This is a genomic window from Nocardia sp. NPDC051787 (assembly GCF_040681325.1).
Lineage (GTDB): Bacteria > Actinomycetota > Actinomycetes > Mycobacteriales > Mycobacteriaceae > Nocardia.
Map to the genome: position 1 here is coordinate 235,294 of NZ_JBFAYO010000005.1, position 17,009 is coordinate 252,302.

The 17,009-nt window shown below is 67.6% G+C and carries 16 protein-coding genes; 4 read left to right on the forward strand and 12 right to left on the reverse strand.

Annotated features, from left to right (window positions below):
* Positions 1–46: 46 nt before the first annotated feature.
* Both AB0M45_RS07605 and AB0M45_RS07610 read right to left on the reverse strand, forming a co-directional pair.
* Positions 47–2,359, reverse strand: coding sequence for a LuxR C-terminal-related transcriptional regulator (locus AB0M45_RS07605; RefSeq protein ID WP_364323993.1), 2,313 nt, complete (start codon positions 2,357–2,359; stop codon positions 47–49).
* 625 nt (positions 2,360–2,984) lie between these two features.
* Positions 2,985–3,257, reverse strand: coding sequence for a hypothetical protein (locus AB0M45_RS07610; RefSeq protein WP_364323995.1), 273 nt, complete (start codon positions 3,255–3,257; stop codon positions 2,985–2,987).
* A gap of 400 nt (positions 3,258–3,657) precedes the next feature.
* Here AB0M45_RS07610 and AB0M45_RS07615 point away from each other — a divergent pair, with 400 nt between their 5' ends.
* The gene (locus AB0M45_RS07615) at positions 3,658–4,233 is read left to right on the forward strand and encodes a Uma2 family endonuclease (protein WP_364323997.1); all 576 of its coding nucleotides are present in this window, start codon (positions 3,658–3,660) and stop codon (positions 4,231–4,233) included.
* A gap of 28 nt (positions 4,234–4,261) precedes the next feature.
* Here AB0M45_RS07615 and AB0M45_RS07620 read toward each other — a convergent pair whose 3' ends face one another.
* The 3 genes from AB0M45_RS07620 to AB0M45_RS07630 are packed head-to-tail and all read right to left on the reverse strand — an operon-like array spanning position 4,262 to position 5,912.
* Positions 4,262–4,876, reverse strand: coding sequence for an ATPase (locus AB0M45_RS07620; RefSeq protein WP_364323999.1), 615 nt, complete (start codon positions 4,874–4,876; stop codon positions 4,262–4,264).
* Positions 4,873–5,355, reverse strand: coding sequence for a DUF1772 domain-containing protein (locus AB0M45_RS07625; protein WP_364324001.1), 483 nt, complete (start codon positions 5,353–5,355; stop codon positions 4,873–4,875). Before AB0M45_RS07625 ends, AB0M45_RS07620 begins: the two co-directional genes overlap by 4 nt.
* Positions 5,352–5,912: a peroxiredoxin-like family protein gene (locus tag AB0M45_RS07630; RefSeq protein ID WP_364324003.1), complete on the reverse strand. Its 561-nt coding sequence runs from the start codon at positions 5,910–5,912 to the stop codon at positions 5,352–5,354. The genes AB0M45_RS07625 and AB0M45_RS07630 overlap by 4 nt, the downstream gene beginning before the upstream one ends.
* Positions 5,913–5,983: 71 nt before the next feature.
* On the opposite strand from AB0M45_RS07630, the gene AB0M45_RS07635 reads away from it, so the two are divergent.
* Entirely contained in the window at positions 5,984–6,595 is a 612-nt protein-coding gene (locus AB0M45_RS07635) for a TetR/AcrR family transcriptional regulator (RefSeq protein WP_364324005.1), read from the forward strand.
* Between the two features lie 41 nt (positions 6,596–6,636).
* Here the strand turns inward: AB0M45_RS07635 and AB0M45_RS07640 are convergent, their stop codons facing one another.
* Complete coding sequence (locus tag AB0M45_RS07640; RefSeq protein WP_364324007.1) at positions 6,637–7,773, reverse strand: GDSL-type esterase/lipase family protein; 1,137 nt, start codon at positions 7,771–7,773, stop codon at positions 6,637–6,639.
* A 110-nt stretch (positions 7,774–7,883) separates the two neighbouring features.
* Between AB0M45_RS07640 and AB0M45_RS07645 the strand changes: the two genes are divergently transcribed.
* Positions 7,884–8,357 (forward strand): MarR family transcriptional regulator, encoded by a 474-nt coding sequence (locus AB0M45_RS07645; protein WP_364324009.1) that lies wholly within the window; start codon positions 7,884–7,886, stop codon positions 8,355–8,357.
* 388 nt (positions 8,358–8,745) lie between these two features.
* Here the strand turns inward: AB0M45_RS07645 and AB0M45_RS07650 are convergent, their stop codons facing one another.
* The 4 genes from AB0M45_RS07650 to AB0M45_RS07665 all read right to left on the reverse strand — a co-directional run bounded on the left by AB0M45_RS07650 (position 8,746) and on the right by AB0M45_RS07665 (position 13,841).
* Entirely contained in the window at positions 8,746–10,803 is a 2,058-nt protein-coding gene (locus AB0M45_RS07650) for a 5-oxoprolinase/urea amidolyase family protein (RefSeq protein ID WP_364324011.1), read from the reverse strand.
* The gene (locus tag AB0M45_RS07655) at positions 10,800–11,414 is read right to left on the reverse strand and encodes an urea amidolyase associated protein UAAP2 (protein ID WP_364324013.1); all 615 of its coding nucleotides are present in this window, start codon (positions 11,412–11,414) and stop codon (positions 10,800–10,802) included. The genes AB0M45_RS07650 and AB0M45_RS07655 overlap by 4 nt, the downstream gene beginning before the upstream one ends.
* Positions 11,411–12,208, reverse strand: coding sequence for a DUF1989 domain-containing protein (locus AB0M45_RS07660; RefSeq protein WP_364324015.1), 798 nt, complete (start codon positions 12,206–12,208; stop codon positions 11,411–11,413). The genes AB0M45_RS07655 and AB0M45_RS07660 overlap by 4 nt, the downstream gene beginning before the upstream one ends.
* A 97-nt stretch (positions 12,209–12,305) precedes the next feature.
* Positions 12,306–13,841 (reverse strand): amino acid permease, encoded by a 1,536-nt coding sequence (locus AB0M45_RS07665; protein ID WP_364324017.1) that lies wholly within the window; start codon positions 13,839–13,841, stop codon positions 12,306–12,308.
* 220 nt (positions 13,842–14,061) lie between these two features.
* Here AB0M45_RS07665 and AB0M45_RS07670 point away from each other — a divergent pair, with 220 nt between their 5' ends.
* On the forward strand, positions 14,062–14,736 hold the full coding sequence (locus tag AB0M45_RS07670) for a helix-turn-helix domain-containing protein (RefSeq protein ID WP_364324019.1): 675 nt from the start codon (positions 14,062–14,064) through the stop codon (positions 14,734–14,736).
* Here the strand turns inward: AB0M45_RS07670 and AB0M45_RS07675 are convergent, their stop codons facing one another.
* Together AB0M45_RS07675 and AB0M45_RS07680 are read right to left on the reverse strand one after the other, a co-directional pair.
* Positions 14,737–16,299 (reverse strand): TerD family protein, encoded by a 1,563-nt coding sequence (locus AB0M45_RS07675; protein ID WP_364324127.1) that lies wholly within the window; start codon positions 16,297–16,299, stop codon positions 14,737–14,739. It abuts the gene before it with no gap.
* A gap of 148 nt (positions 16,300–16,447) precedes the next feature.
* Positions 16,448–16,978, reverse strand: a complete 531-nt coding sequence (locus AB0M45_RS07680) for a hypothetical protein (RefSeq protein ID WP_364324021.1) — start codon at positions 16,976–16,978, stop codon at positions 16,448–16,450.
* Positions 16,979–17,009 lie beyond the last annotated feature (31 nt).

The following is a 17,009-nucleotide window of genomic DNA, read 5'->3' on the forward strand; positions in this document are numbered from 1 at the left end:
AGCGCGGGTTCCGGGTTCGAGGAAAGCCGCTCGTTTGCGACACGCGCTACCGCACTCGCTCCACTTGCGCCGTCCAGGCGGCGACCTGCGCGCGCGATGAGAAGCCGAGTTTGCCGAGGATGTTCTCGAGATGCCGGTCGACGGTGCGTGGTGATACCACGAGCCTTTCCGCGATCTGCCGGTTGCTGAGGCCCTTCGCGACGAGTTCGGCCACCTGCTGCTCGCGTGTCGTCAGCACGTCGTGCTCCTGCTCCGCGGCTGCGGCGGCGCACTCGTGCCGGTCGAGCGCGTAGGCGATGGCCTGTTCGTGGTCGAGGTCTTCGCCGCGTGCTTTTTCCGCGCGCCGCACCGGCTCGGGCAGGGACGCGGCGGCGGTGCGCTCGCAGGTGTCGTGCCGCTCCACCAGGTGGGGTCCGAATGCCGCGATCGAAGTACCGATTCGCCGCCATTCCGATCCGACCACTCCGAGCAGCCGCGCCGCACGCCGGTGTTCGCCGCCTGCGGCGGCGATCCAGGCCAGTAGTTCGATCATCAGCGCCGTACCGACCCGGTCGTTGAACCGGCTCTGGATCTCGAGCGCGGCGCAGGTCGATACGGCCGCCTCGCCGTGCTCGCCGTGGACATGCCGGTCGAAGCCGAGTGCCCACAGAGCGTACGACTTGCTCCACTGTTCGCCGCATTCGTCGGCCAAGCGGATCGCCTGCCGCGCCGTCGCCTGTGCCCTGCGGTCACCGGCATGAGCTTGCGACATGGCCAGCTGGAACAGAGTCAGCCGAATCAGATCGGCATCTTCGGGGTAATCCGTGATGACGCTCTCGAAGGTCGAGATGGAGTCCGCGACGCGGCCACGGAACAGCGCTAATGTGCCACGGAGGCTGTTCACCCAGCCTATGCTGCGATGGTCGGCGACGGATGCGGCGTGAGTGGCGCACTCGTCCAGTGCCTGCTCGGCCTGGGCGTGGTCGCCTTGCAGCAGCATCACCCATGCCGCGACCCACAGCGCCGGGACCCGATCGGGGCTGTACCGGTCGGCGTTGCGCAGTGCTCGGTCTATCCATCGTCGTCCGTCTCCGAGGAACCCATCGGCGCACCAGTGGTAGCGCAGTGCGGTGACCAGAGCCAGCGCCTCGCGTGTGGCGGTCGGCTCACTGGTCGCCCAGTCGAGTGCCGCCTGGAGGTTGCCGTGCTCGGTGCGTAACTCGGCCAGACCGGCCGGCTGGGTAGGTCCGTTCCACTCCCCGGCGATTCGCTCGGCGAGTGCGAGGTAGTAGTCACAATGCCGCTTTCGCAGGGTGTCGCTCTCACCTAGCTCGGTCAGCCGGTGCCATCCGTACTCGCGGATCGTTTCCAGCATCCGGTACCGCGGCAAGCCGTCGGTCGGTGCGAGCAGCACGATCGACTGCGCGACCAAGTGGTCGATCAGGTCCAGAATCTGTTTGCGCGGCAGGTCGGGATCAGCACACACCCCTTCGGCGGCGGCCAAGGTGAATTCTCCGGCGAACACCGACAGACGCGCCCACAGCAGCCGCTCCGCCGGCCGGCTCAGCTCGTAGCTCCAGTCGATCAGCGCCCGCAGCGTCCGTTGCCGCGGCGCCGCGGTCCGCGCGTCGGCGGTCAGCAGGGTGAATCGGTCGTCGAGTCGCTCCAGAAGTCCGTTCAGCGTCAGTGACCGAAGTCGGGACGCGGCGAGTTCGATGGCGAGCGGGATACCGTCCAGCCGGTGGCACACCCTCGTGACCGCGTCCATGTCGCCTTCGGTCACCGTGAGTTCCGGACGTACTGCTCGGGCGCGTTCCAGCAGGAGTGTCGGCGCTTCGAAAGCAGTCAACCCCGTCGGGGTGATCGTCGTGCCAGAGCTGGGCATCGACAATGGGAGGACTGGGTACACGTGCTCACCCATGATTCCCAGCGCCTCCCGGCTGGTGGTCAGAATCCGCAGTTCGGCGCACGATTTCAGCAGGCGGTCGCACAGCGCGCTCGACGTCTCCACCAGGTGTTCGCAGTTGTCCAGCACGAGCAATGCGTGCAGGTCGGCGAGGCGGTCGACGAGCTGCTCTTCGGCGCTGCGGTTCGACATATCGACAACGCCCAGACTGGTCACGACCGCGTCCGCCACCAAGTCCGGGTCACCGACGCGGGACAGATCCACCAGCCACACTCCGTCCGGGTACGACTGGCGGGACGCGGACGCGACCTCGGTGGCCAGCCGAGTCTTGCCGACTCCGCCCACGCCGGTGAGCGTGACCAGTCGTGCGGTCGCGAGCATTTCCCGGACCTTGCGGATATCCCGCTGCCGCCCGATGAAGCTGGTGATCGGGAACGGCACGTTGCCGACCACGCGAGGCTTACGTGGCGCCATGACTCAAATCTAGTCCCCCGGAAAGCGCGGGTGGACTATTTCGATGCCGGTCGGGGCCGGGGCCCGCACTCCGGCCCGGTCCAAGGGCCGACCGATGGATCCGACCGGGATCCGTACGTACCACCGCGCCAGCTGGACGCATAACGACGCTCGGTCGAACCTCCTACCCGGCAGGTCGGCGCATGCGCGGCGACGTCTCTATTCGGCTCCCATATCCCCTATGAGGTGATTTCTGCCGGGGATGAGCCAAGCGGTCACAACAGTCCAATCTTCCGGAGTCAATCGCGCGCTTGCGCGTTCCTCCAGCTGGAGACAGGGTATGTGCACGCGTCGATACCGATCCATTTCTGATCGCAATGTTCGTCCGCATCGAAAGCAATATATGTCGGTCATGCCGTGAACCTGTTCGTGCGTATCTCCTGGTATTGTTTATTGCCCATCTCGAGGTCCACGTCGTTGTGAACCGCCGTCGGCGCCGTTGCCGGGCGGCGTGGATCCGAAGATTCCGCACCTCGGACGGGCTGTTTCCGGAGCGCGGCAGCACGGAGGCGCACTCCGCGGCTTTATCCCATTGGCTTCTGCGGCAGTCGCTTCTCGCTGCGGACGCACCTGCGACACCAGTGTCCTAGGTGCATCCTGAGATCGTGTCCGTTTTCTGTGTCGGCGACTTCCGGCGGGTCGGAATGAGTTCTTTCCAGAAGTCGCGGCGCACCGCGTCCCACAAATTCGCCAAGTCCGGAAAAAGTTCTCGTGCTTGCGCGAGATCCGGATAGATCTCGGGGCCGAAGGACACGATCGCCGTGGCCTCGGATGCATTGTGCACGGCGACGATCGAAATATGATGATTCTGCGACAAACGCCACGACACGCACATTCCGTCGACTTCGATCCGGCGCATATCAGCCATCTCGGATCACCTGTCGCCGTACGTGGAGTTCCTGCCGGGTGCGGCCGCCGTCGGCACGCACCGCTCGAGGATGCGTGACCGACTCGGCCGACGATCCGGCGCGCATGAGCCGCGTACCGTCCGGACTTGCTTCACACCATCATCGACTGCTTGCATCGTCGACCTCCTGCTTGCGACTGATGACACAAGCCTCACCGGTGCGGCCCTACGCAGACATGCGTGAAGATACCCACTTGCGCACCCATATCCGCAGCTGGCGGCCCTACTGGGTGATACGGAGTCCGCAGCCGAATGAGCTCATTCATCCATCGAGTTCGTCTCGGTGATTCGGTTAGACTCGAACAGAATCGGGGGCCTTCGCCGTCGTTCGACGAGGTTGGAGGTGGATTCCATGGCGATGCCGGTTCCTCGTGCCGACAGCTGGACGGCTGCCGACCTCGACCGCATACCCGACGATGGATTGCGTTACGAGGTGTTGAACGGTCAGCTCGTCGTGAATGCCGCGCCGAAGCCTCGGCATCAGTTGCTGATCAGATGGCTGGGGCGCGCGCTCGACGCGGGGTTGCCAGCAGATCTCCTCGTGCTGGAAGGCGTCGGGGTACTGATCGGTGACGACGAGCCGATACCCGATCTCATGGTGGTTGCCGACTCGATCGAATTGGACGCGCGGGGGGTCCCTGCCCATCAGGTAGAACTCGTGGTAGAGGTCGTTTCCAGGTCTACCACGTTGCAAGACCGCATGGTCAAGCCCGTGGTTTACGCGGAGGCAGGGATCCCGAACTACTGGCGGTTCGAGCCCAACCCGTTCAAAGGGCAGCTGCCAGGCGAGTCTCTCCCCGTTCTATTCGCACACGAACTCGGGGCCGACCGCACCTACCAGCTGACGCGCCGGGTGGCCGCTGGTGACGCGGTCACCCTGCGCAGTCCTTTCGAGTTCACGATCGATCCCGGATCGCTGCTCCCCTGACCGCTGTCGACAGCTCTGCTGACACACGTCAGAGGGGGACGGCGCGCTCCTCGGCGAAGATCTTGCGGCAGACCGGGGCGCAGAAGGCGTAGTCGGTGCCGTCGTGGGTGAGGGTGAAGCGGGCGGTGGACAGCTCGACGGTCATCCCGCAGATCGGGTCGAGGGCGTAGCCCTCCGGAGCTTCGGCGCGCTCGCCGGAGGCCCGGTACTCCTCGGTCATCAGTTCGGTGATCTGGGTGATGCTGAGCGGCCGGCCGAAAGTGCCGACGTTGTGTTCGCGCAGGCCGACGATCTGGACCACGCAGTGCGGCTCCCGGGTCAGTCGGTGCGGATCTGTCTCGGACTCGGCGATGGCGTTCGTGATCAGGGGGATCACATGGTTGCCGAATTCGCTGTTGCCTGCCCATGCTCCCGGGACGGTGAGTCGCGCCAGATAGCGAGGCTCGGTGGCCAGGTCGGACCCGCCGGTCGCCCATACTTCGGGGCTGCGCACCAGAACATGCGTCATCTCACGGGCTTTCGCCAGCACCGAGTCCGGTGCACCGGGTTCGGTGGTCAGGTTGCGCAGGATACCTTCGGCAAGGGATCGTTTGCGCTCGGCGGTCAGCGTGTCATCGGAGACGAACAGTTCGACGGTCATCATGGGCGTGCTCCTTTCGCGTAGCGCAGGGTGGTCAGCACGACGAGCAGGAAGGCCACCAGAGCACAGGCGGTGCGCGCGAAGTGGAATGCCTCCCATCGGCTGAGGATTTCGGCGTAGTCGGCAGGAGGGCCACTGACGGCCCACACCTTGATGTGCTGGTTGATCGGCACGTTGCCGAGGCGGGTGATCAGAAATGCCGCGACGGCCAGCACGGCCGCGCCGCCCGCGAGCAGGCGTGACCGGCCGGTGGAGCGGACGGCGAGCACCAGCGTGCTGAGGATGGTCAGACCCATCAGCGATTGCATGACCAGGCCGTTCACGCTCATCAGTGCCGTGTGGAAGGTGAAGCGCACCGCCAGCGGCACCCGGCGGAAGGCATACAGGACGTTGACCGCTCCATACCCGAAGGCACCAGCAAGCAGTCCACCGAAAAGCAAGGCGAATGCCCTTGCCGGAAAAGGCCTTTCAACGATCTTCATGCACGGTGCTCCACCGCCGGTACGAGCGCGAGCAATTCGTCTACCGACCATTGGTCGTAGACGTGCGCGCCGAGCTTCGCGGCGCGGACACGTCCGCCGGGAGCGATCAGGAAGTCAGCGGGCAATCCGAGACTGCCGCCCTCGGGCTTGGCAGGCGGCGCGGCCTGCTTGCCACGGAGCGTCGCCCAGGCATCGTGGGCCACGCCGCGCAATATCGCGGGCCAGCCGCGCGGGTCGAGCAGCGCGCGAGGCGAGGTCTCCACACCGAACTCGCGGTAGAGCTCTCGGCTCGGATCGGCGATCACGTCGAGCGGCAGCTCGGCGGTGTACTTGCGCAATTCCTCGGCGCTGGAATGGAAGGCGACCACCTCGCGAATGTTCGCCGCGGCGATCTCCTGCTTGCGAGCCACGATCGAGCGCAGGTGCACGTTGCATACCGGACATCCGGCGAATCGGCGGAATTGCAGATGGATCAGGCAATCCGGGTCCGGCACCTGGACTTGCGCACCGGAGACGGTGACCAGGGTCCGGTCGGGGACATGGGTCGGTAGCGACATCGAAGCTCCTCTCATAGGTGTACTGCGTACGCCTACGACCAGTATGCGCGTAGCTTGTACGCTGTCAACCCGTGCCCCGTCCTCGCTCGCTGACCACCGCCGATCTCGCCTCGGCGGCCTTGGCCGTGCTCGACCGCGACGGCTTGCCCGCGCTCACCATGCGCGCGGTGGCCAAGGAGCTCGGAGTGGCCACCATGGCGCTGTACCGCTACGTCCGCGACCGCGACGAGCTCGAGGTATTGGTCGCCGACCACGTGTTCGCCTCGATCGATACGACGCTGCCCGCCGGCACCGACTGGAAGGCGCGGGCAGCGCTGCTGCTCGAACACATCCGAGCCGGATTCGCGGCCCATCCGGCGGCCGTGCCGCTGGTGCTGCGGCATCGGCAGTCCTCGGTCGAATCGCTGCGCGTGATGGAAGCGATGCTCGCCGTGCTCACCGAGGGCGGTTTCACCGGACGCGCTCGCGTGATCGCCCAACGCACGCTGGTCGCCTTCCTGATCGGCTACCTGCAGAACAAGCACTACGCGCCGCTGCCGGGGCGGGGGACGATCGCGATGGCCGAACTGTCCCCTGAGGACTACCCGCATCTGGCGCAGACCGCAGGGCAGGCCAAGAACATGTCGGCCGATGACGAATTCCGAGGTGGTGTCGAGATCGTGCTGCGCGGCTTGCGTCCTTAGCGGGCGATAGGGTTGCAGCGGCAGTGATCCGAGCGCGGATCTCAACCGAAAAGCACGGAGACATCGACGCTCTCGGCCATCGCGCGGGCGCCCGCGTCATTGAGGTGCATGCCGTCACCACTATCGAATTCGGGGCGGATGAAATCGGGTCGCTCCGGATCTTCGACGGCCCGCGCTACATCGAACACCGAGTCGAAGACGTCGGTACCGCGCAGCCATTCGTTCACACGGCGGCGGGTCGGCAGCGTTTCGGCGACGGTCACACCCTCGTAGATGCAACCGGCATAAGGCCCGATCGTCGCGGCGTGAATGGTGAGTCCGGCCTCATGGGCGCGGTGCGCGAGGGCGGTGTAGCCCGCGATCAGTTCCTCGGCGGTCGCGGGTGGCTGGCCCGCCATGCCGCCGAGGATAAGGTCGTTGATCCCGAAGTTCACCAGGACGCTCGTCGCGCCCGGCACGGCGAGCGCGTCGCGGTCGAAGCGCTCCAGACCTGGCTCGCCGATCTCGGGGACGAGCAGCCGATTTCCCGTGATGCCCTGGTTGACCACCCAGCCGCGGTCCAGCCGCGCGTCGAGAAAATCGACCGAGCGGCTATTGGTGCCGACGGTGGTACCGAAACCTTCGAACCAGGAATCGCCGAAGGCGACCGCCACCGGCGTTCCCTCGGGCGCGAGCACGTCGACGCCGACGACGTAGAACCGTGCGGTCACCTCCTCGGCGGCGGAAAGTACGGCGTCCGATGCGACGTTTCCGGCTGCGACGTAGGCGATTTCGCCGGGCTGCTGGGCGAAGGTCGCCAGCCCGGTGGGACCGGGCAGATACAGGCTCAACGCCAGGTCCGCGCCCGCCGACGCGGCGAATTCGACCGGATCGCTGATGACCTCGCCACCGGCCGGGATGACGACCCGCTCGGCGCCGTCGAATCGCAGCGCGGTGTCCGTCTCGGCGACGATCTCGCTGCCCGTCTTGCGGATCGCCACCCGGGCCGCGTCGATGACCAGCGGAGTCTTCCCGTAGCGGTTGGTCAGCCTGAGCCGCAGCTGCGCACCACCGCCGGCCAAGTGCAGCGCTTGTCGCACGGTCTGGTCGGTGAACCCGCGCGACTCCGCGAGTTTGATCTCCTCGTCCGGGCTGATCACTCCGGAGCGGAAACCGGCGATCCAGGCGTTCGGCGACATGAGAACCTCCATTAGTTGACGTGAGGAATAATGCGTGGGCATATTTATACAACGGCTTATTCCTCGTGTCAACTATCCCCGCGTCAAACGCCCCGGGTAGTCTGCTCGGCATGGACGTGACCGATCTGTTCGAGGATCCACGCCTGACCACCATGGGCTTGCTGTTCGAGGCGCATGCCGGCGTGGTGGCCAAGCTGGAGCCGGTCTGGAAGGCGCACGGGTTGTCCGGACTGGACTTGAACGCGCTGACGCGTTTGAGCCGTTCGCCGCGGCGGCGGTTGCGCATGTCGGAGCTGGCGGTGCAGACGTCGCTGTCCACCAGCGGGGTCACCCGCTTGGTCGACCGGCTGGCCGGTGCGGGTCTGGTCGAACGCGAGCCGGATCCAGAGGATCGGCGCAGCGCGTACGCGGTGCTCACCGAGGCGGGCGCGGCACGGCTCGCGCAGGTGCTGCCGGACTATCTCGCCGCCGTCGACCGCTGGTTCGTCGGATTGCTGACGCCCGCGCAGGTCGAGGCGCTGGTCGAGGCACTGCGGATCGTTCGTGACACGTCCAATCCGGAGGCCACGTTCGGCGCGGGCTGACCGTCAGTACGCGGCCGTGGTGAGCAATCGTTCCAAGCCGTCGAGAATCAGCTCGGAGGCCGAAGGAGAAGTCCGCGATCCCCGTGTGCCTCCCGTCGATCACCAGCTGGGCGAGCGCGTTCATGTGGGGATATCGGTCAGCCGGGATGAGCGGCAGGAATTCACTTGCGGCGGAGGCGTATTCGGACGGCACGAGTGGGAAGTTCAACTCCTGCAAGGTGAAGCCGTAGAGGTGGCTGTCCAGGGCGTTCCATGCGCGATCGGCCTGTGGCAGCGAGAAGCCCGCCGCACGTAAGCAGCCCACCTGGCGGCCCAGCGTGCCGATTCCGCCGGTGATCAGGATCTTCGTGGTTATCAGTGGCGGAGCTTTTCGGCTGGTGACGAGAACCTAGAAGGTGAGCTCGCCTGCCGATCGCCAGGAGTTGCGTTCGGCGGCGAAGGCTTCCGCCTGCCTCGCGCGAAAGACCTCGATGGATTCCGCATTGCCTGCGAGGAACTTCCGGTAGTCCGCCAGGCGGAATTCCCCGTCCTCGGCCCGCACCCGGGCGTTGCCCGCGGCGAACTCGGCGCGCAGGTCGAGGAGTTCGTCCGCCTCGACCGGATACCACCGGATGCGGTCGAAATACCGCAGCAGCCACGGTGTTCCAGTGTCAGAGGCGGCCCGATCGACGCCCGGCGGCAGCGCGGACGTCGCCGCGGCGCGGTGATTCCACACCTGGGTGGTACGCCCGACGAACTGATAGCCGCCCGGTCCTTCCATGCCGTACACGCACAGGTAGGCGCCGCCGATGCCGACCGCGTTCTCCGGGGTCCAGGTACGGGCGGGGTTGTACTTCGTCGTGACCAGCCGGTGCCGGGGGTCGGTGGGTGTGGCCACCGGCGCGCCGAGGTAGACGTCGCCGAGTCCGAGCACCAGGTACTCGGCCCCGAACACGGTGTCGTAGACATCGGAGACGGTGTCCAAGCCGTTCATGCGACGAATGAACTCGATGTTCCACGGACACCACGGCGCGTCGGCGCGCACGCCGTGCATGTAGCGGGTGATGGCCTCGCGCGTGGACGGGTCGTCCCAGGACAGCGGCAGGTGGACGACGCGGCTCGGCACCACGAGCTGATCGGAAGCGGGCAGCCGCGCCTCGGCCTCGGCGAGCAGGGCGAGCAGCGCGGGCACCGGCAGGACGTGCGGATCCACCCGGATCTGCAACGAGCGGATGCCGGGCGTCAGTTCGGTCACCCCACGCACGCGAGCCGCCAGCAGGTGCTGGTGCAGGACGTGCACGCGGGCGCGCAGGCCCAGATCCAAGGTCATGGCGCCGTATTCGACGAGCACCCCGTCGTCGCCCGCGCGGCGGTAGGTCACGGCGGTCTCGTCCTCCACGTCGGCGCGGCGCAGCACGCCGTCGTCACCGTCGCCGCCCGTCGACAGCACGGTCGGCCACGCGGCGCGGCGCGCGGTACCCAACTCCCGGATCGAGGCGGCGCGGTCGCCGCGAACGAGCACGAAACGCACGGAGTCGCCGGGAGACAGCTGGCCGAGCTTCCAGCGGTCGGCCGCCACAACGGTGACCGGGCAGACGAAACCGCCCAGGCTCGGTCCGTCGGGGCCGAGCAGGATAGGAGTATCGCCGGTGAAATCCAGCGCGCCCACCGAATACGGCGTGTCGTGGATATTGGACGGGTGCAGTCCCGCTTCGCCGCCATCGGTGCGAGCCCATTCCGGTTTCGGGCCGATCAGCCGGACGCCGGTGCGATCGGAATTGAAGTGCACCTCGTAATCGGTCCCGACCACGGTGTCGAAGTCGGCGCGGGTGAAGAATTCCGGTGCGCCGTGCGGTCCTTCGGTGACCGCGAGTTCCCAGCGCCGGGCCAGCACGGGCTGTTCGTCCATCGGTACGGCCGCCACGACCCTGCCGTGGTGCGGGCCCAGCGGCAGCGCTTCACCGGCGCGCAGCGCCCCGCCGGTGCTCCCTCCGAACCGGCCGAGCGTGAATGTGGCGGCGCTGCCGAGATATTCGGGCAGAGCAATGCCGCCCCCGATCAGCACGTAGCAGCGCATGCCCGGCCCGCGTACGGCGCCCACGTCCAGCATGCCGCCCGCGGGCACCCGTACCGTGCGCCACTGCGGCACACGGATGCCGTCCACGGTCACGTCGGTCGGTGCGCCGGTGACGCACACCCAGGTCGCCGCGGTGAATCGGAGCGCGGGACCGGCGAGGGTGCATTCCAGGCCGGCGGCGCCCTCGTCGTTGCCGACCGCGCGATTGCCCAGCCGGAACGACAGATCGTCCATCGGTCCCGACGGCGGGACGCCGATATGCCAGTACCCGACCCGGCCGGGCCAGTCCTGCACCGTGGTCAGCATCCCGGGACGAACGACCTCCACCGTGTTCGGTTCCGCTGCTCCGGGAAGCGATTTGGTGACCACCGGGAACTGGGCGACGGTCATCGCGACACCACCATGCGCACCGGGGTCGGATCGAAGCCGTTGCACGGATTGTTGATCTGCGGGCAGTTGGAGACCAGCACCAGCGTGTCGATCTCGGCGCGCAGGGTGACCCGCTTGCCCGGCGCGGACAGACCGTCCACGATCCCCAACGTGCCGTCCGCCTCGACCGGGACGTTCATGAACCAGTTGATGTTCGACACCAGATCCCGCTTGCCGAGCCCCCAGCGCAACCCTTCCGCGACGAAGTTCTCCACACAGGCGTGCTGGTGCCGGGTGTGATGGCCGTAGCGCAGCGTGTTGGACTCCTGCGAGCAGGCGCCCGCGATGGTGTCGTGATTGCCGACCTCGTCGGCCACGACGGTCATCAGCGCCGTTCCCGCGTCGGTGCGCAGCACGCTGCCGGTGGTGAGGAAGATATTGCGCTGCGCGGTGACCGTGGCCTGCGCGCTGTAGCGTTCGGTGTGGTCGGCCGCCGAGTAGAGCAAGCAGTCCACCGCCTGGTTGCCGTGCAGATCGATGATCTCGAAGTGGTCGCCCGCGCGGACCACGGTGGACCATGGGGAGCGTGCGGGGACGGTCTCGTCGAGCACGATGGTGCGAGCCGTGGTCATGCGGTTGCCTCCAGAGTCAGTGCGGCCGTCCATGCCTGTTCGGTGTTCTGCACCGCCCGTCGGTATTCCGGGTCCTCATTGACAGTCACGGCCAGGTCTTCCGGCGCGGCCCACGCCACCACATCCAGATCCGTTGCGGGCCGCTCGTCGAGCGGGTGTGCGGAGTTGGCTACGAGCACGGTGACCGGAAGGTGCACGAGCAGATCCACCGAAGCGCGGGGGGCGGCGCTGCCGGTGGCGGTGAGTGTTCCGTCCGGCTCCACCCGGACGCCACGGAAGAAGGAGACCGTCGGTCCGATGTCGCGCGGTTCGAGTCCATGTTTGGCGCCTGCCAGCCGCAGCTGAGTGCGGGCCGCGGCGGTGGGGCCGCAGAGCGTGTCATGGTGGCCGGAGGTGTCGGCGAGCACGGTCGCCAGGATGCGTCCCTGGTCCGACAGCAGCGGGTGTCCGCCGCTCAGGTACGCCTGCCACGGCACCTTGACCGTGTCGGCGATGTTCAGGCGCTCCCATGGCGCCTCGGTGCGCACCAGCAGCAGGTGCGCGCAGGCCGCGCCCATCGGGTCGGACAGGCGGACGCGAGTACCGCGGCCGAGCGCGACGTTCGCGTAGCCGCCAGCCGGAATACGCTGGGCAAAGGTGACTTGCGAGGCCGGAACGGCGGCGGGCAGGTCGGGACCCGCGATGGCCGCCGCCGCGGCCTGCGATCGTGCGTGCGCCCGCGCGCCGGACGTGTCCGCAGTGCTTGTCACGGTTCTTCCCTTTCGTGCGCTGGTTGTGGTGGTTGTGTGGTTCATCAGTTATTTCCGGCCACGTCTGGCGTCATGGTGCGGCTCGCGATCCCTGCGGGGTGCGGCGTTGGCCTGGCATGCCCATCGCCGCACCCGGTGCTGATCAGGCGGGTTGTGCTGCGGGCTCAGGGCTTTGCACCTTCTGCGTGACACCCAGCACGCTGCGATGCACCAGCGCACCGATTCCCAGTACCAGCACCACGAAAAGCGGTGCGGCCCAGAGCATCCACCAGCCGCCACCATCCGGTGTGTAGACCTCCGCGCGTGGCCAGGCCAGGTTTACCACCATGGCGATGCCCCAAGCCACGGCGATGGCATTGATCGGAATGCCGAAGCGGCCCAGGCTGAACAGGCGCGCGTCGGTGCCCGAACCGGGCAGTCCCGTAAACCGCCGGACCAGCAGCGGCACCGTCACCAGCAGGTATGCCAGGTACAGCGTGACGATGCAGACGCTGGCCAGTGTCGCGAAAATGGCGGCGTTGCCGAGGTTGAGCAGCAGCAGGCCGATGCCCGAAGCGCCGATCACGATGGCGGGCAGCACGGGCGTGCCGTAGCGCGGGTGCACCGCGGCGAGCCTGCGTGCGAACGGCAGTTTCCCGTCCCGAGCCATGGAGAACATCAGCCGCGAGCCCGCGGTCTGAATGGCCAACGTGCACACGGTGATCGCGACTGCGACGCAGCCCAGCAGCACCTTGCCCGCCGGGCTGTCCAGCTTGGCGGTGAGCACATAGGCCAAGCCGTCGGCGGCCAGGGCGCCATCGGACAGGCTCGGCGCGGCCATCAGCGCGCCGAGCAGCATCAGACCGCCGCCAAGCGCCGAGACCGACAGCGCGGTGAGAATGGTGCGCGGTGCGACGTGGCGCGGGTTCTTGGTTTCCTCGGAAAGCTCACCCGCGGAATCGAATCCGACCATCACATACGCGGCCATCAAACCCGAGACCAGGAATGCGGCCCAGTAAGGACCGGGCGCGGCCTGATCGGTGTGCAGCACCACGCCGGGGCCGCGTTCGGTGGTGGTGAAGAACAGCGCGATGATCGCGAGGACGCCGACGATCTCGACCGTGACGCCGATCGAGTTGATCCGTGCCATTAGATCGATGCCGATCACATTGATCACCGTGGTGAGCGCCAGCAGAATGCTGCCGAGCACCACGGCATTGGTCGCGCCGGACGGCGAGGTGAGCGCGGTGTCCGTGCCGACGAGCTGGAATCCGCTCCAGATCGAGGGCAGCACCACTTGCAGCGCGATCGCCGCCGCGGCGGCCGTGACGATCTGCGCGATGATCATCATCCAGCCCGCGAACCAGCCGACGAGCTCGCCGCCGAGCCGCCTGGACCACTGATAGATGCAGCCCGAAATCGGGTAGCGCGCGGCGAGTTCGGCGAAGTTCAGCGCCACCAGGAACTGTCCGGCGAACACGATCGGCCAGGTCCAGAAGAAGGCGGCTCCGCCGAATGCATAGCCGAAGCCGAAGAACTGGAAGATCGTGGTGAGGATGGAGACGAACGAGAAGCCCGCCGCGAACGAGGCGTAGCGGCCGAGCTTGCGATGCAAGACGGGCTGATACCCGAACTTGGCGAGGTCGGCGCTGTCGCCGCTGAGGTCGGAGGAGGGGATCGGGGCGAGGGTGGTGGCCATGGGCGGTCCTTCGGCGTGCGGCCAATAACTATCAGACGACAGTTTTACGGTCACGATCGCGCTTTCGGTGACCTCCGTGTATCGCTTCCGGCAACCGCGGTAACTTCTGCGTTGCCGGTATTTCTATCAAATGACAGAAAACGCACCGCATTCCGCGGGCAAACCGACCGGACGGCTACCGCACCGCGGCGCCCCTGCGACTACCTGCCAGAATGGCGGCGTGACGAACCTCGGTCCCGGCCGTCCGCGCGTCGCCCAGCGCCGCCGCCGCGGGCAGACGCCGCGTGCCGAAATCCTGGACGCCGCAGGCGAACTGTTCACCACCAACGGCTACGCCAACACCTCCACGCGTGCGGTTGCCGACGCCGTCGGCATCCGGCAGGCCTCGCTGTATCACCACTTCGCCGCGAAGGACGACATCCTCGACGCGTTGCTCGCCGAAACCATCGCACTGCCGATCGCGCTGGCCGAACGGCTGCGCGAGGCGCCCGAGCCGGTGCAGGTGCGGCTGTACGCGCTGGCTCTGTTCGACGTGCGGCAGCTGTGCGCGTCCCGCTGGAATCTGGGTGCGCTGTACTTGCTGCCGGAGCTGCGCACCGAGCGTTTCGCCGCGTTTCGCCTGCGCCGCGACGAATTGCGCGGGCACTACGAGACATTGGCCGCGCAGGTGCTTGCCGGAGGCGGCGGCGCGAGCACACCGGGCGCGGAGCTGTTGCCGTTCCGTTTGGTGGAGACCGTGATCAGCATCCGCTCCGACGAGGGCGCCGCGCCCGCCTACGCGGAGCAGACCATCCCGGGGGCGGTGCTGCGCACGCTCGGCTGGCTCGGCGACCTCGAAACGATCAGTGCCGAGGCAGCCGAGCTGCTCGACCGCGTGGCGCTGCCCGCCCGGTGATCAGGACTTGCCCTCGCCCCGTACCCAGTTCAGGCCCCAGCCGTAGATCTTGTCCACCTCGGTCACACCCCAGCGCGGGCGCCGCGGTGGCGGCGGGACGAACCGGCCTTCGCGGCGCACCACCAGCTGCGTGCCGGTGTTCTCGATCAGCGCGAGCACCACGTCGCGGGAGTCGTCCGCGCAGCCTTGCACGCTCACCTCGATCGGCGCGGTGCCGACGGGGTACAACGTCGCGGTCAACCGGATGCCGCGGAAGTCGGCGGCGCCGTCATAGAGGGTGACGAAGACCAGGATTCGGCGGAATTCAGTCGTGTGGTCGAGGTTGATTTGCAGGTTCTCCCCGGCCACCGCACCGGACCGGTCGTCGGCGTCCAGCCGGATGAACGGCGCTTGGTCCAGTGCGCCGAAGTTGCCGACCGGACGGATATCGCCCTTACGGCCGTCGACCAGTTCCCAGAAGCAACAGAGGTCGAGATCCAGCGCCACCTCACTCGGCCCCGCGACCGTGGCGGTCCAGTCCAGGTTGATCCGCATGATGCGGGAGGTCGCGCCCCGCTCGGTCAGCGAGACCGAAGGGAAGTTCTCGGTCAGCGAGAGCTTGCTCATGCCGTGCTGTCCCGTGGGTGCGGCGTGCCCGAGCTGAGGCGGCCATCCCGCCGGTGACGGGGTCGCGTACCGGCCCGGCGCTGGCGTTCGGTCGCCTGGCGGTGCGTACTGGCTCGGTGGCGTTGGAATTCGGCCAGGTGGCGCAACTGCCTGACCCGCAGGCATCGGGTTGAGGTGGCCTTGCCAGGTTGTCGGGCCGGACGGATCCGGTGCGGCCGCCGAACCGGACGCGGCGAACTGGCCTGGATCCGGCGGAGCCGGTGCCGTTGGCGGCGCGAGTCGGTTCAGCTCGGCCGGTACGGGTGCTGGTGGTAGCGAGGAGAATGGATTCGCGTCGGCCGGAGTCGGCCCGGAAGGTGATGACGGAGCGCCGAACCGGCTCGGTTCGGGCGCAACCGGCGCGGACGGTGGTGGCGGCGTGAACCGGTGCGGCGGTGCGGGTGTGTCGTCGACGGAGATGCCGTAGTCGGCAGCGAGCCCGGCCAAACCGGAGGCGTAGCCCTGGCCGACCGCGCGAAACTTCCATCCGCCCTGGCGCCGGTAGAGCTCGCCGAGCACGACCGCGGTCTCGGTCGTCGCGCCGACGTCGTCGAAACGCGCGATCTCCGCTCCGGTGCCCCAGTCGACGATCCGCACGGACAGTCCGTCGAGCTGCCCGATGGAGCCGCCGTCGGTGGACGCCGCGATCACGATGGCGTCGATCTGCGGCTCCACTCGCGCCAGGTCCGATGACAGCACGTCCAGCAGCGCCGGACCCGACCGCTTGCCCTCGTGCCGGACCGCGCCGGAAGGGTGGACGGGCTGGTTGTAGAAAACGAAATCGCGGTCGGATCGCACCTTCCCGGACACCACGAGCAGTGCGGAGGCATCGGCGGCCGGTACCCCCGTCCCCGCCCGCCAGCCCACCTCGATCCGGACCGCGGACGCCGGCACCGGCACGTTGGCGCCCTTCAGCATCGACACATCTGTCAACGTAACCGAAACCAGCGCATCGCGTCTCGCATGCGATCAATCCACCCCCGCCCGGACGCGCGGCAATGAACGTCTGGGTGGTGTGGTCACGGCGGTGGCCTTCGCGGTGTGTCCGGCCCGCACCCCGCGGACCTCAGTGCGTCGGCGGCGCGATCTGCCAGTGCTCATGCAACGCGCCCGCGATCTGCGGAAGCACCGTCACCGGAATCCGCTTGCGGCGCAGGATCGCCCGGATCTCCGTGACCTGATCGCGTTTGCGCATGTCGTAGGCACCCGCGACTGGGCGGACCACCGGCGGTATGGACAGCAGAATCAGCTCGCCGTGCGGTTCGTCACCACCGGACAGGTCCAAGGCCAGCGACCAGCGGGCGCGGTCGTCGAGGGTGAAGCGACCGGCCACTACCCGATCCCAGGAGATGCTGGCGACGGTCCACGGTGTGCGCCGGTAAATGGCGTGGTCGGTGAGCACGACCGCGTCCCTGGTGAACAGCGCGGCCAGCACCGCGACGCCGACCACCGCACCGGCCAGCAATCCGGTGAACACCCGGTTCACGCCGAACGCGACGACGAACGAGGCGCAGATCGTTACGGTCGCCAGGATGCCGAGCACACTGTAGAGCGCCGCCCGCTGCGTAGGGACCACACCTGCCCGCACCGTTGTCATCTCATCTACCCGCCTCTGGTGCATTTCCGGC

Coding starts and splice junctions, on each gene's coding strand:
- AB0M45_RS07610 (WP_364323995.1), bottom strand. CDS start 3,257: ATGCGCCGGATCGAAGTCGACGGAATGTGCGTGTCGTGGCGTTTGTCG.
- AB0M45_RS07655 (WP_364324013.1), bottom strand. CDS start 11,414: ATGACCACGGCTCGCACCATCGTGCTCGACGAGACCGTCCCCGCACGC.
- AB0M45_RS07645 (WP_364324009.1), top strand. CDS start 7,884: ATGGACGTGACCGATCTGTTCGAGGATCCACGCCTGACCACCATGGGC.
- AB0M45_RS07680 (WP_364324021.1), bottom strand. CDS start 16,978: ATGACAACGGTGCGGGCAGGTGTGGTCCCTACGCAGCGGGCGGCGCTC.
- AB0M45_RS07615 (WP_364323997.1), top strand. CDS start 3,658: ATGGCGATGCCGGTTCCTCGTGCCGACAGCTGGACGGCTGCCGACCTC.
- AB0M45_RS07630 (WP_364324003.1), bottom strand. CDS start 5,912: ATGTCGCTACCGACCCATGTCCCCGACCGGACCCTGGTCACCGTCTCC.
- AB0M45_RS07650 (WP_364324011.1), bottom strand. CDS start 10,803: ATGACCGTCGCCCAGTTCCCGGTGGTCACCAAATCGCTTCCCGGAGCA.
- AB0M45_RS07675 (WP_364324127.1), bottom strand. CDS start 16,299: ATGCTGAAGGGCGCCAACGTGCCGGTGCCGGCGTCCGCGGTCCGGATC.
- AB0M45_RS07665 (WP_364324017.1), bottom strand. CDS start 13,841: ATGGCCACCACCCTCGCCCCGATCCCCTCCTCCGACCTCAGCGGCGAC.
- AB0M45_RS07620 (WP_364323999.1), bottom strand. CDS start 4,876: ATGATGACCGTCGAACTGTTCGTCTCCGATGACACGCTGACCGCCGAG.
- AB0M45_RS07625 (WP_364324001.1), bottom strand. CDS start 5,355: ATGAAGATCGTTGAAAGGCCTTTTCCGGCAAGGGCATTCGCCTTGCTT.
- AB0M45_RS07605 (WP_364323993.1), bottom strand. CDS start 2,359: ATGGCGCCACGTAAGCCTCGCGTGGTCGGCAACGTGCCGTTCCCGATC.
- AB0M45_RS07640 (WP_364324007.1), bottom strand. CDS start 7,773: ATGTCGCCGAACGCCTGGATCGCCGGTTTCCGCTCCGGAGTGATCAGC.
- AB0M45_RS07660 (WP_364324015.1), bottom strand. CDS start 12,208: ATGAACCACACAACCACCACAACCAGCGCACGAAAGGGAAGAACCGTG.